General features: G+C 40.8%; 11 protein-coding genes. 6 read left to right on the top strand and 5 right to left on the bottom strand.

Features of this window, described 5'->3' with window-relative positions; genetic code table 11:
- Nucleotides 1-59: 59 nt before the first annotated feature.
- Nucleotides 60-938 (bottom strand): carbohydrate kinase family protein, encoded by an 879-nt coding sequence (locus I5M19_RS13845; RefSeq protein ID WP_200066956.1) that lies wholly within the window; start codon nt 936-938, stop codon nt 60-62.
- A 147-nt stretch (nt 939-1,085) separates the two neighbouring features.
- Here I5M19_RS13845 and I5M19_RS13850 point away from each other — a divergent pair, with 147 nt between their 5' ends.
- Nucleotides 1,086-1,505 (top strand): YybH family protein, encoded by a 420-nt coding sequence (locus I5M19_RS13850; protein ID WP_200066957.1) that lies wholly within the window; start codon nt 1,086-1,088, stop codon nt 1,503-1,505.
- A gap of 132 nt (nt 1,506-1,637) precedes the next feature.
- Nucleotides 1,638-5,453, top strand: a complete 3,816-nt coding sequence (locus I5M19_RS13855; RefSeq protein ID WP_200066958.1) for a hybrid sensor histidine kinase/response regulator — start codon at nt 1,638-1,640, stop codon at nt 5,451-5,453.
- Here the strand turns inward: I5M19_RS13855 and I5M19_RS13860 are convergent.
- From I5M19_RS13860 to hemW, 4 genes are all read right to left on the bottom strand, one after another.
- Nucleotides 5,450-6,331: a cupin-like domain-containing protein gene (locus I5M19_RS13860; protein ID WP_200066959.1), complete on the bottom strand. Its 882-nt coding sequence runs from the start codon at nt 6,329-6,331 to the stop codon at nt 5,450-5,452. The two genes, I5M19_RS13855 and I5M19_RS13860, sit on opposite strands and share 4 nt — an antisense overlap.
- Before the next feature lie 108 nt (nt 6,332-6,439).
- Nucleotides 6,440-7,321: a cupin-like domain-containing protein gene (locus tag I5M19_RS13865; RefSeq protein WP_200066960.1), complete on the bottom strand. Its 882-nt coding sequence runs from the start codon at nt 7,319-7,321 to the stop codon at nt 6,440-6,442.
- A 162-nt stretch (nt 7,322-7,483) separates the two neighbouring features.
- Nucleotides 7,484-8,032, bottom strand: a complete 549-nt coding sequence (locus tag I5M19_RS13870) for a fasciclin domain-containing protein (protein WP_200066961.1) — start codon at nt 8,030-8,032, stop codon at nt 7,484-7,486.
- 123 nt (nt 8,033-8,155) lie between these two features.
- Nucleotides 8,156-9,277 (bottom strand): radical SAM family heme chaperone HemW, encoded by a 1,122-nt coding sequence (hemW, locus tag I5M19_RS13875; RefSeq protein ID WP_200066962.1) that lies wholly within the window; start codon nt 9,275-9,277, stop codon nt 8,156-8,158.
- Between the two features lie 109 nt (nt 9,278-9,386).
- On the opposite strand from hemW, the gene I5M19_RS13880 reads away from it, so the two are divergent.
- From I5M19_RS13880 to porL, 4 genes are all read left to right on the top strand, one after another.
- Nucleotides 9,387-10,370 (top strand): DUF4271 domain-containing protein, encoded by a 984-nt coding sequence (locus I5M19_RS13880; RefSeq protein ID WP_200066963.1) that lies wholly within the window; start codon nt 9,387-9,389, stop codon nt 10,368-10,370.
- An 8-nt stretch (nt 10,371-10,378) separates the two neighbouring features.
- A complete protein-coding gene (locus I5M19_RS13885; protein ID WP_200067684.1) occupies nt 10,379-11,143 on the top strand; it encodes a uroporphyrinogen-III synthase in 765 nt (254 codons plus the stop codon).
- Nucleotides 11,144-11,404: 261 nt separating this feature from the next.
- Nucleotides 11,405-12,730 carry a T9SS ring complex lipoprotein PorK/GldK gene (gene porK / locus I5M19_RS13890; RefSeq protein WP_200066964.1) on the top strand — a complete coding sequence of 442 codons (1,326 nt, stop codon included), beginning with the start codon at nt 11,405-11,407 and terminating at the stop codon, nt 12,728-12,730.
- 42 nt (nt 12,731-12,772) lie between these two features.
- Nucleotides 12,773-13,579: a type IX secretion system motor protein PorL/GldL gene (porL, locus tag I5M19_RS13895; RefSeq protein ID WP_200066965.1), complete on the top strand. Its 807-nt coding sequence runs from the start codon at nt 12,773-12,775 to the stop codon at nt 13,577-13,579.
- Nucleotides 13,580-13,599 lie beyond the last annotated feature (20 nt).

Consider the following 13,599-nt stretch of genomic DNA (forward strand, 5'->3'; position numbering starts at 1 on the left):
TATTAAAGCAATTGTTAGGCAAAAATGACAAACCTGAATGGGTAGATACGGTATGTGCCTTACGCAAACATGGTAGCGGTAATATCTTCTATTTTATAAACCGGGTTAGCGCCGCGCTGGCTGGTAACATACGCGCCAACGGCGCAAGCTTTTTCCAGCAAAGGTTGCAGGGGTTCTTCATTAAGTAAACCGGCTATAAAAGTTGCTAAAAATGCATCGCCTGCCCCAACGGTATCTTCTACCTTAACGGTAAAACCCGGATGTTCATAAAATTCATTATCGTGCCAGATTATTGCGCCGTTTTCGCCCCGTGTTACACAAATGGTTTGGCTGTGAAATTTTTTCTGAAACTCTTTTATTTTTTGTTTCAGATCGCCGTTGCTGCCATGTATCAGTAATTCGGCCTCTTCCTCGTTCATCTTTATCACGTTGGCCCTGGCAACCAAACTCTCGATGGTAGAAATATCAAAGTGCGGCGGCCGCAGGTTTACATCAAAAACCTTTAAACCGTTATTTTCATCAAGTACATTCAGCAGGGTTTCGAAACTGGTTTTGCTGCGGCAGGCTAAGCTGCCAAAAACAATGGCATCAAATTTTTTAGAAGCTGCTTCCAGATCGTGGGTAAACTTGATGTTATCCCATGAAACCGGCTTGGGAATAGTGTATGTAGCCTGATTTTTCTCGTCAAGTTCAACAGTTACCTCACAGGTGGGCAGTTTTTCATCGCGCTGTATAAGCTTGCTGTGCAAACCATTTTTCTTTAAAAATTTGCCGAGCTCGGCACCTGCGGAATCAGTACCTATACTGCTGGCAAATAATGCATTAATGCCCTGCTGTACCAGGTGGCGGGCAACATTCATGGGCGCTCCGCCGGCTTTTTTACCGTCGTCAAAAGTATCCCACAAAACCTCGCCAAAAGATAAAACCTGCTTGCTCATATATATAACCACTAATTTTGTAAAGCTAAACCTTTTTTAGCGATAACCGAATAGCGATTTAGACTTTATAAGATAAGCCTGATACACAGCCTTTTATTAATTATGCACTACCTTTCTGAAATTGTAAAACCTTTTTATATTTATACTATGAAAAAAATAACCTTATCCTGCCTTTTGCTTGTTTTTACGTGTTGCTGTTTCGGGCAAGACAGGCAAGCCATTATAAAACTGATGAACCAACAGCAAATTGCCTGGAATAACGGCGATATACCCGGGTTTATGCAAGGGTATTGGAAGTCGGACTCGTTAATGTTCATTGGTAAAAATGGCCCAACCTATGGCTGGCAGCAAACATTGGATAATTATAAACGCGGCTACCCCGATAAAGCCGCTATGGGACAACTTACTTTCCGGATTGATAAGGTGGAATTGTTAGGAAAAAGAGATGCCTTTGTAATGGGTGCGTGGCATTTGAAGCGGGAAGGTGACGAACCCGGTGGGTACTTTACCCTATGGTTCAGGAAAATAGATGGGGAGTGGAAGATAGTTTGCGATCACACAAGTTAAGTTGGGTGATCAAATATTATATATATAGGCAACTTATTATTAACGCTTTTTAATAATAATAAAACTTTTATGCTTATTTTGTCGTAAGCACCACATAGTCAATAATATCCCTAACCGTTCTGTAGAGTGTACATGCGTAAACGTTTATATTTATTAAAATCAGCCTGTTTTATTTTTATAAACGTTGTATTATTTACAGCGCAAGGTGCATGGGCCCAGTATCAAAACGCTTATAAAACCGCTTTAACCATAAACGAAGGGCTGTCGCACAGTAACGTTAAGTTTATTTTAAAGGATAAAACCGGCTATGTTTGGTTAGCTACTGATGATGGTTTAAACCGGTATGACGGTTATTCGTTTAAGGTATACCGTCATAAAAAAAATGATAAGCACTCGCTCAGGGCTAATAATATCAATACCATTTTTGAGGATAACAACGGTGATTTATGGATAGGCACCGGCGGTGGCGGGGTAAGTTTATACAACAGGGATTTAGATTCGTTCACCAATTTTGGTCCGAATAAAAACGACATCACCACTATATCAAATGATGACGTTACCTGCATGTATCAGGATGATAATAATGATATATGGGTTGGTACCTATTCCGGTTTAAACAGGTTAAACCTTAAAACACGCACCTTTGAAAGGTTTTTTTATGAAAAGGATAAGGATTATATTCCTGACAGGCATATTTATGCCATAGCAAAAGATAATTCCGGTAAATTATGGCTCGGCACCGAAGGCGGACTGGTATTATTTGACACAAAAACACATACCCATAAGAAATACACACATAATGATGCTGACCCGCAAAGTATAGCCAGTAATTATATACGGGGGCTATTGATGGAGCCCAATGGTGATTTGTGGATTGCCACTGCCGATAAGGGCCTGGATCTTTTTGAACACCAAAGTCACACATTTAAACATTATACTCACCAGGCAGGAAATAATGGCAGTATAATAAGTAATTCTGTTTTTACCATTGCCACGGCAGCAAATAATAAATTATGGGTTGGTACTGAAGAAGGGCTGGATGTTTTTAATAAATCCACTCAAAAATTTGAACATCAGTATAACACGTTCAACAAAAAAATAAACTCTGTTAATTATGTGCTGGATAAGGAAAATATTTTACGCGTTGGCACATTTGGTTCGGGGGTTTTAAAGTATGATAACAATATCCCCTCGTTTGTGCAGTTCTCAAACCCGGGCAATGTTCCTGACGGGCTTACCAATAATCATATATTATCATTTGCGGAGGTGGGCAATGATATCTGGATAGGTACTGATGGCGGTGGGCTTAATTATCTGGATAAAACCACTCAAAAAATAACACATGATAATACCGGTTTAAGCAATAGTAAGGTACTCACGATATTAAAAGATAAAGATAAAAAACTCTGGTTAGGCACCTATGGCGACGGACTGGATGTTGTTGAAAGCAAAACACGCAAAATAAAGCATTACAGTAAGGGGAATTCGGTGGAAGGCTTAAGTAATGACATCATATTTTCGTTGGCTCAGGATAGCAACGGCGACGTTTGGGTAGGTTATGACGAGGGTGGAGTTGATATTATACATAACGGCACCATAACCAAACGTTACCGTTATGATAGCCGGGATACAGTACATAGCCTGAGTAACAACGATGTAAGAATAATTTATCGTGACCGGGCGAATAATATATGGATAGGGACGTATGACGGCTTAAACTTATATAACAGGAAGAGAGATAACTTTACCCATTATAAAGTTTTTAATACAGGGCTAACACACAACACCATCTCAGATATTTTTGAGGACAGCCGGGGGAATTTATGGATAGGAACCATAGGCGGGGGATTAAACCTTTACAACCCGAAAACCAAAAAACTGGCAGGGTATCATTTTCCCAATGGCTCAATATATTCTATAATTAACGGGGTGCTTGAAGATAAGTACGGATACCTATGGGTGAGTACTACTAACGGATTGGTGCGTTTTAAGGCCGGTACTAAGGAATTCAGGCATTTTAATGTACTGAACGGTTTGCAGGGCCCGGAATTTTCTAAAGGCGCAAGTCTGCTCACTAAAAACGGTGAATTGTTATTTGGCGGCCTTGACGGGTTTAATATAATAGATCCGGAAAGGTTACCTGTAAACAAAAATATACCACAGGTGATCATAAGCGGGTTTCAGCTGTTCAATAAAGCGGTACCGGTAGGAGGGGATTCGCCTTTAACCAAGGTGGCAAGCCAAACGCAGGAAATCCGCCTTAATTACGATCAATCGGTTTTTACCATAGCTTATACCGCATTGAATTTTACCTTACCCAGCCTTAATCAATACGCTTACGTGTTGGAAGGCTTTGAAAAGGATTGGAATTATGTAGGCACACAACGCGAAGCTACTTACACCAATCTTGACCCCGGTGAATATACCTTTAAAGTAAAAGCAGCTAATAATGACGGGCTATGGAGCCCACAGTCCACACAGATAAAAATAATTGTAATAGCTCCGTTCTGGATGACCTGGTGGTTTAAAGTTTTGATAACATTAATAATTGCCGGCATTTTATTTGGTTTTTACAGATACCGCCTCTACGAAATTGAAGCTAAAAAAACTAAGCTGGAACAACTGGTTAAAAAACGAACAGCAGAAATAGCAGAGCAGGCAAACAGGTTGCAGGATCAGTCGGAAGAGTTGACCGCTATAAATGAGGAATTGCAGGCACAATCCGAAGAGCTGATAGATCAGCGTGAGCAGGAACAAAAGGCGCGTATGGAAGCCGAAAGAGCTAACAAAGCCAAGAGTGTATTTTTGGCTACCATGAGCCACGAGATACGTACCCCGATGAACGGCGTTATGGGAATGGCGTCGTTATTATGCGAAACGGAGCTTGACCCTGAACAAAGGGAATATGCCGAAACCATACGTATGAGCGGCGAAAGCCTCATCAATGTGATCAATGATATACTTGATTTTTCGAAAATAGAATCGGGAGAGATGGTGCTTGATGTGCATGAGTTTAGTTTGCGGGAATGTATTGAAGAAGTGTTGAAGCTTTTTGCAGGGCAGGCTTTAAAAAAGAGCATTAAGCTCACTTATACAATAGGTGAAAATATTCCGAACGATATTATCAGTGATAAGTTAAGGCTGAAGCAAGTGCTGATCAACCTTGTTGGCAACGCATTAAAGTTCACTAAACAGGGTGTAGTAAACATATCCGTAAAAGTAATACATGCCGGAGCCGGCCGGTTAAAGCTGGGTTTTGAAGTTACGGATACCGGCATCGGTATCTCGGCAGATAAACTTGCACGTTTGTTCAAGCCGTTTTCTCAGGGCGATTCGTCAACTACTCGTAAGTATGGCGGTACAGGCTTAGGATTAGTAATATGCAAACGTTTGGTAGAGTTACTCGGCGGCGCCATATATGTTGAAAGTGAACAGGATAAGGGTACAAAAGTTGCTTTTGAAATGGAGTGTGAGATCAGTAATGTTGCGCAGATACCGCAGGTTGTTGCAGCAACACATCAGCCGCAGGAAGTGATATCGGTTAATTTTGCCGCCAAATGCCCGTTACAAATACTGATAGCTGAGGATAATATGGTTAACCAGAAGGTTATACAGCAAATGCTTAAGAAATTTGGCTACCAGCCACATGTGGTAAATAATGGCCGCGAAGCTGTTGATGTTTTGCAAATTCGGCAATTTGATCTGATACTGATGGATGTACAAATGCCGGAGCTTGACGGATTAGAGGCTACCCGGCAAATAAGAAAACAACAGAGGCCTCAACCGGTAATTATTGCCATGACAGCAAGCGCCATGCCTGAGGATAAGATAATGTGCCTGAATGCCGGGATGGATTACTTTATGTCGAAACCTATAGGCTTTGCGGAATTACATATCAATCTGGAAAAGGCTTACGCCCATGTAATTAAAAACGCCGCTATAAATTAATAAGGCTTACCTGCAGCCAGCTCTTTATTGGCCCATTTAATGGCCAGGTCTTCGCGGTATTTAGCGTAATTCGTTTTAAAAGCCATTTTTAATAAACTATCAACCCCGCCTTTAACAGCCAGGTTATATAAACTGGCGGCTTTGCGGCTAACTGAGGCATCCCAGGCACGCAAACTTAACGAGTATGAGCCATCAATATATTTCATCCAATGCCAGTAGCCGGTAGGCATAAACAGGGTATCGCCGTGTTCCAAAAATACTTCGGTGCCTTCCACACCTTCCAGCGCGGGGAATTTCTTGATATCGGGGTTTTGCACATCATAATCCTCCAGCGCGTAAGTAGCGTTGGGGATACAATATAGGCGGCGTTTCCATTTATTTTCAAAAAGGATAACATGTTTGCGCCCGCCAAAGTGGGTATGGAAGATGTGCGGCAGGTCAATATCGTAATGTAAAAAGGTTACCGAGTTTGAACCACCGAAAAACATGGCGGGCATGCTTTCCAAAAATCCACCCATAAGGTCTTTAGGTAAAACAATATCATCCAGTAATTGCGGGGCCTGCTTAAAAATATTGAAGAAGAATATGCGCAGTTCTGTTGGGGTGGAGCGTATCAGGTCGATATATTCATCAAAAGGCATTTCCTTTGCTGATGAATTAATGGGTTTTGACGGATCGGCCTTTGAGTTATCGTATAATGGGACTATCTTTTTACCTACTACCTGTTTTAAATATTCCGGGGTCCACTTTTCACGGGCGGGCCAGCTATTGGTCAGGCCTTTTATTACCAGCGGCCGTCGCGGTTTTAAATAATTATTTTTAAAGTCCTCCGGACTAATATTATCAACCGTGTCGATAGGGCGCAGTAAGAAGCTCATATTTGATGTGTAAGCATTTGCATTTTAACCGGATAAATACGGTCAATAGCTTTAACGCCATCAAATAACGAAATAAAAAAGCAATAGTTATCCGGTTAAAGTAAATTTTTATGCGGGCCTGCCGTCTGTTAACGCCTTATTGGCGCGTTTTATCGCCAGTTGTTCTTTCCAGCTCATATAGCGTGTTTTGTAATTCTTCTTCATTATATCATCAAACTTGCGCTGTATGGTTAAATTATAAAGGCTTTTTGCTTTTATCCCCCATGATCTGTCCCAGGCCCGTAATGATATGGAAAAAGAACCATCCAGGTATTTCATCCAATGCCAGTAGCCGGTAGGCATAAACAGCGTGTCGCCATGTTCCAGATATGCCTCAATTCCTTCTACTCCGTTTAGCGCAGGGAATTTATCAAAATCAGGATCTTCGATATCATAATCTTCCAGGGCGTATGTAGCAAATGGAATGCAGTAAAGGCGTTCGCTCCATTCCTGATCGAAAAGTATCACATGTTTGCGGCCATTAAAATGCGTATGAAAAATATGAGCGAGGTCGATATCGTAATGTAAAAACGTAACTGAACCCTGGCCGCCAAAAAACATATTAGGGTACTTGTCCAGAAAGCCACCCATCAGATCGGTAGGGGAGCGGTAATCATCCAGCAATTGAGGGGCGTGTTTTATAGGGTCGAATAAAAATATGCGCAGGTCGGTAGGGCCTTTTTGTATCAGGTCAATATAATCGCCAAACTTCATTTCGGCAGCGGCTGCATTTATCGGTTTGGATGGGTCGGCCTTTGAGCTATCATACAAAGGCACTATTTTTTCACCTACCACTTCCTTTAAATAATCAAAGGTCCACTTGTTTAAAGCCGGCCAGCTTTCTGTAGCTTTGGTTATTACCAAAGGTTTGCGAGGCTTTAAATAATTATTAATAAAATCCTCTTTACTGATGTGATCAACCCTGTCAATAGGAGATAAAGACAAACTCATATTTACAATTCCTTAACATGCAAAATTAAAAAAATAGGAAAAATAATATTATCCTATATTTTTTTTGATGTTTTTTTGACAAAATAAAACCCGGTGCATGCTTGCAGCCGGGTTATTTTATAGGTAGATAAAAATGTTTTCAGAAGCTATACAACCACGTTATTAGTTGGGCATTAATACACTGTTAACTACATGTATAACGCCATTGCTTTGATTAACATCGGCAATAGTTACCCATGATTTTCCGCCTTTTTCATCAACCAGGTATATTTTTTTGCCTTGCATCATAGCGGTTAGTATTCCACCGCTAACGGTATTTAATTCAGCCTTACCGCCGCCTTCTTTAATTTTTGCCATAAGGTCTGCGGCGCTTAATTTGCCGGCTACTACATGGTAGGTTAATATTTTAGTAAGTGCTGCTTTATTTTCAGGCTTTAATAAGGTTTCCACAGTTCCTTTAGATAATTTGTCGAAAGCCTCATTAGTTGGGGCAAATACCGTGAATGGGCCTTTTGATTCCAGTGTCTCGACCAGGCCGGCGGCTTTAACGGCTGCAACCAGCGTGGTGTGGTCTTTTGAATTTATTGCGTTTTGTACAATATTTTTAGTTGGGTACATGGCTGCACCGCCTACCATTTTTGTTTGTGCGTACGTGTTTGGAGCGATTGCGATAGCTGCTAAGGCAAACGCTGCGATAAGTAATTTTTTCATTTTTCTGTAGGTATGTTAGTTATTGAAAGATACGCCGTAGCAGCGCGTTCGGTTTTTCCCGGAGTTCATAATAGTACAACGAGCGGCTATACAAACTGTTTGGAAAGATTATATTTATAAATATTAAAAGAAGAGTGCTGCTGCTATTGCATCAGCATAAAGCTTGCCGCTGCTGCTTAGTGTTAGTATGTTATGTGAGATTTGAAGGTTGCCGTTATCCAGGTAAACTTTAGCGTTTTTTAATAACCCGGCAGACGCCGAAGCCGAGATGGTGTCAAGCTTATCCATATCAAGCCCCCACATGGTACGTAACGAGGTCATGATGTATTCGTTAAGGCGATCTGCTTCGGACAATATTTCAATCTCCGCGGGGATGTTGTTTTCAGTAAGTGAGCGCAGGTAGGTGGCATTGTTTGCTATATTCCATTGCCTGCTGTGGCCGTTAAAAGAATGTGCCGATGGGCCAATGCCCAGGTAATTTACTCCTTTCCAGTAGTTGGAGTTGTGCCTGGAGTAATGCCCGGGTTTGCAGAAATTGGAGATCTCATAATGTTCAAAACCCTTTTGCAGCATGGCATCGGTTAATATAGCAAATTGTTCCGCACTCTGCTGCTCGCTCATGGGCGGTTGTTTTTTTTTGCTGATGAATGCAGCCAGAGCGGTTTGCGGCTCCACCGTCATGGAATAGGCGGATACATGGGGTATATCCAGCTCAAAAATTTTATTCAGGTTATAATTCCATTTGAAATCGCTTAGTAGGGGGTAGCCGTAAATAAGATCGGCGGTGATGTTCTCAAACCCGGCATCCTGCGCACGTTTAACCGATGCTTCGGCTTCGGTAGCGCGGTGTACACGGTTCATCCATAGTAGATCCTCATCAAAGAAAGACTGAATGCCGATACTAAAGCGATTGATGGCAGTTTGCCTTAAGGCGGCTATTTTTTGTTGGTGCAGATCGTCCGGGTTGGCCTCCAGTGTTACTTCGGTGCCGATCTCAACGTCATAATGTTGTGTAATGGTATCAAGCAGGCGGTTTATTTCATCAGCAGTTAATACCGATGGGGTGCCGCCGCCAAAGTAGATGGTGTTTATAGTTTCCTCACCTAAATAATCGCGGCGAAGTTTTATTTCTTTGATGATAGCCTGCAGCATATCATCCTTATACTTTAACGATGTACTAAAATGGAAATCGCAGTAATGGCAGGCCTGCTTACAAAAAGGAATGTGAATATAGATACCTGCCATGCCGCAAATATAAATTATTTAAAAGGCAGGTTGCATTTGTAATAAAATTTGCGCAGCAATTACAAAACTTTAAATATTAAGGTATTTTTGCGGTTGAAGGATATTACGCATGAGATTTTACATCTGCCTGTTTTTTTTAACGTTTATTGCTTTTGTTGCCAGTGCGCAGCAGGATACTCTACCCGTTAATAATGATAGTGTAACGTATAAGCCGGCTGTTACCAGGCTGCCGCTGCTTGATTCTGTTGCGCAGGCGCTGGCCGTAAGGCAAAAAGAAATTGCCGACTCCTTAGCTATACTATATGTTAAAAAACCCGACCCGGGGCGCATTAACCTGTTTGTTGATAGTGTATTAAAAAGCAGTGTTTATAAGGGAGATAATTTTCTGAGTCTTTCATCGGGACGAAAAAAAAACAATTTAGGGTATGGACACGCCCGCCCATCACGTGATGTTTGGGTTATAGGGGTTATTATATTTTTGTTGCTTTTTACCGCTGTGGTAAATATTTATTCCAATAACGATGTAGGATACGTTTTTCAATCACTTTTTAGCGTGGGCAGCAGGACTCAGGGGGCTAAAGAGGATGCACCCGTTAATACATGGTCGTTTATTGGTCTGTTTCTGCTTTTTGGGTTCACATCGGGGATATTTCTATACCTGCTAACAACCGGATATTATAAGGTTTATTACCCTGTTGGAGGTATCCAACTTTTTTTTACACTGTCATTAGTGATCATTGCGCTGTTTGCCGGGAAATTTTTAGTATTGAAATTTTTAGGGTTCATTTTTGATATCAATAAACTGATAAACGGATATATATCCGTTTTATCGCTTACATATTTTAATGTCACTTTTGTGTTTTTGCCCGTTGCGGTATGTTTCAGCTTAATTGCCGATAAATTTATTCCTTACCTGTTGGTTATCACCCTATTATTAGTGCTTGGTATTTTCATTTGGCAGTATGTACGCAGCAGCGTCAGTATTATTTCTACGTTTAGGTTTCATAAGTTTTATTTATTTCTCTATCTTTGTGCCCTTGAAATTTGCCCTATATTAATACTAATTAAGGCACTTAATATTGGATTTAGGTAGTTATAAGTATAGCATTGGAAGATAGAAAGAAAAAGGTTAAGAGTATATTAGTTACATTACCGAAGCCTGAAAATGACAAAAACCCCTACTCAGATCTGGCAAAGAAACTCAATTTGAAAATTGACTTCAGGTCGTTTATTCATGTTGAGGGTGTACCTGCGAAAGAATTTCGTAAGGATAAGATCAACCTTGCAGATTTTACCGCAGTTATATTTACAAGTCGTAATTCTGCTGACCATTTTTTCAGAATATGTGAGGAAATGCGCTATGATGTTCCGTCAGATATGAAATATTTCTGCCTTTCAGAAACTATAGCTCTTTACCTGCAGAAATACATCCAATATCGTAAGCGTAAAATATTTTTTGGTAAACAAACCGCTGTAGACCTGGCTGAAGTGTTAAAAAAACATGCAGACGAACGGTTTTTATATCCGTGCTCTGATGTGGCAGCAGAAGAAACACAACGCTTTTTGCTTGATAATGGTTATGATTTTACGCCGGCAGTACTATTCCGTACCGTGTGCAGCGATCTTAGCGATCTTGCAGATGTTTTTTATGACATTATCGCTTTCTTTAGCCCATCAAGCATACAATCCTTATACAAGAACTTCCCGGACTTTAAACAGAATGATACACGTATTGCCGCTTTTGGAGCCACTACGCACAAGGCTGTTTTGGAAGCGGGTCTTATTCTTGATATACCCGCGCCAATGCCCGATGCCCCTTCAATGACCATGGCTATTGACGAATACGTTAAGCAGGTGAACAAATAACAGCAAGTTGTTTTTTTTGCGTTATAAAAGTTTGCAACATTCTTAAATCATCCACGTATAAATGACCTGTTTGGTAGGGTTTACACACTTACCTTGATTTTTATTGTTAAATAGTTTGATAATTTTTATCTTTTTAACTTAAAATGATGTTAATTTGATTTTGACAAACATTATTTACCTTTGAATGAAGTATATTTAATATATTCGAGGGTGCGTTTATTGCTTAATTTTATAGCGGGATAATTGATTTTGTATACAAAAATGAAACAAATATACTTTCTGATAGTGGTTTTAGCCGGCACTTTATTATCAGGGTGTTTTTTAGCCGGGGGCGGGGGTAGTAATGGCGAGGTTACAGGAGTGCCTCAGAGGCAGTTTCGGGCAACGGTGCCATTAAACATGGTTTATGTTCCGGGCGGTTCTTTCTTAATGGGGCAAACTGATCAGGATATTACATTTTCTCAAACTTCTCAAACTAAACAGGTTACAATTCCGCCGTTTTTTATGGATGAAACAGAGCTGTCGAACACCAAATATAAACAGTTCGTTTTTTGGGTACGCGATTCTATCGCTATTACCAATTATCTAAATGATGATAAATATTACGTTCAGCCAAGAAAAGGATCATCGCCCAACCCTAACGGGAAAAAATTTATTAATTGGGATTATGTAGCCAAAAACCCGGTGTTCAGTACAAGGGGTAAAAATGCAGCGGCTAATGCTTCAAAGCTGCAAGGACTATACTATCAGGGAGATGACCGTGTTTTTGATCGTGATGAGGTAGATGTAAGATTATTAAAATACAACTACTCATTAATGGTGTTGCGTGATGCAGCTGATTATCGCAATGATAAAACCAAAAAGCGTTCTGATTTTATTTTACGTGATACCGTTCCGGTATATCCGGACACGCTGGTATGGCTGAGCGATTTCTCGTACGCGGCTAATGAGCCGATGGTTGAGGGGTATTTTTCTCACCCCGCTTATCGTAATTACCCGGTTGTGGGTGTTACCTGGCGGCAGGCCCGGGCGTTTACCGTTTGGCGAACGCGGCTTAGCGAGGGCGCTAAAGATAAGCATCATCAGCCCTATAACCCGCCTTATGCCTTACCTAACGATGCGCAGTTTGAATATGCAGCACGCGGAGGCAGAATAGGTACCGATTACCCTTGGGGTGGTCCGTACATAAAAAATGCAAAAGGTTGCCTGCTGGCAAACTTTAAACCCGGCCGTGGTAATTATACCGATGACGGAGGCGCCTATACGGTAAACGTCCGCTCTTATTTCCCTAATGATTATGGCTTATACAACATGGCGGGTAACGTGGCCGAATGGACATCATCTGCTTACGATGAATCTGCCTCTACATTTGTGCATGATCTTGCCCCTACATTTAATTACGAAGCTAAATCTACAGATCCTGAGGTGCTGAAAAGAAAAGTGGTTCGCGGAGGTTCATGGAAAGACGTTGGTTACTTTCTGCAAAACTCTACCAAAACCTACGAGTATCAGGATACTGCAAAATCTTACATCGGATTCCGTTGTGTAATGCCTTACAATGGTCGCGATATCAGGGACAAACGATAAACAAACAAAAACTAATTATAAAATTATAATTCACTAAAATTTATGGCTGGAAAGAAAAAACCTTACGGAGTTGGGAATATCGTGTCATGGGGAGCTACCGTAGTTATTATAGGATTACTGTTTAAAATTCAGCACTGGAAATATGCTACTGAGTTTATTACCGTAGGATTGTTGACCGAGGCCGCTCTGTTTTTTATATTAGGCTTTCAACGTGAGGATAAGGACATTGACTGGGTACGTGTATACCCTGAACTGGACGAGGAATTTAAAGGAGAGTTACCTAAAGCATCAGCAAGACCTGTTGCAGTTGGCGATAACTTTTCAAACACGGCTGCTTTAGATAAAATGCTCTCTGATGCTAAGATAGGCCCGGAACTGATTGGCAGCCTGGGTGAAGGTTTAAGAACTTTTGGTGATAAGGTGAACGCCATATCAAAGGTAACTGATGCGGGCGAGGCTACTATGGCATTTACCCAAAAAGTAAAATCGGCAACTGCCAGTTACGATAAATTAAGTGATTCTTTTGAAAAAGCATCCGCCAACTTATCAGAAATGGCTAACTCCAATGTAGATTCAAAAGCGTATCACGATCAGGTAAATATACTTGCAAAAAATCTGTCGGCTTTAAACGCGGTTTATGAACTGGAACTACAGGATTCAAGCGCGCACTTAAAGGCAATGAATAGCTTTTATAAGAACCTTTCGCTCACCATGAACAACTTTAACGAGTCGTTAGATGATTCTAAACAGTTTAAGGATGAAGTTGGGCGTTTAGCCAAAAATCTGGCATCGCTGAATTCTATATACGGCAATATGCTTACTGCTATGAACCAACCAAGAGTAAGCTAATAATAGTTCATCAAACCAAA

Source organism: Mucilaginibacter segetis (assembly GCF_016522075.1).
Lineage (GTDB): Bacteria > Bacteroidota > Bacteroidia > Sphingobacteriales > Sphingobacteriaceae > Mucilaginibacter > Mucilaginibacter segetis.

What these genes read in the sequence shown, in the direction of transcription:
- I5M19_RS13855 (WP_200066958.1), top strand. Translation starts at nt 1,638, where the DNA reads ATGCGTAAACGTTTATATTTATTAAAATCAGCCTGTTTTATTTTTATA.
- I5M19_RS13865 (WP_200066960.1), bottom strand. Translation starts at nt 7,321, where the DNA reads ATGAGTTTGTCTTTATCTCCTATTGACAGGGTTGATCACATCAGTAAA.
- I5M19_RS13860 (WP_200066959.1), bottom strand. Translation starts at nt 6,331, where the DNA reads ATGAGCTTCTTACTGCGCCCTATCGACACGGTTGATAATATTAGTCCG.
- I5M19_RS13845 (WP_200066956.1), bottom strand. Translation starts at nt 938, where the DNA reads ATGAGCAAGCAGGTTTTATCTTTTGGCGAGGTTTTGTGGGATACTTTT.
- I5M19_RS13870 (WP_200066961.1), bottom strand. Translation starts at nt 8,032, where the DNA reads ATGAAAAAATTACTTATCGCAGCGTTTGCCTTAGCAGCTATCGCAATC.
- I5M19_RS13850 (WP_200066957.1), top strand. Translation starts at nt 1,086, where the DNA reads ATGAAAAAAATAACCTTATCCTGCCTTTTGCTTGTTTTTACGTGTTGC.
- I5M19_RS13880 (WP_200066963.1), top strand. Translation starts at nt 9,387, where the DNA reads ATGAGATTTTACATCTGCCTGTTTTTTTTAACGTTTATTGCTTTTGTT.
- hemW (WP_200066962.1), bottom strand. Translation starts at nt 9,277, where the DNA reads ATGGCAGGTATCTATATTCACATTCCTTTTTGTAAGCAGGCCTGCCAT.
- porK (WP_200066964.1), top strand. Translation starts at nt 11,405, where the DNA reads ATGAAACAAATATACTTTCTGATAGTGGTTTTAGCCGGCACTTTATTA.
- porL (WP_200066965.1), top strand. Translation starts at nt 12,773, where the DNA reads ATGGCTGGAAAGAAAAAACCTTACGGAGTTGGGAATATCGTGTCATGG.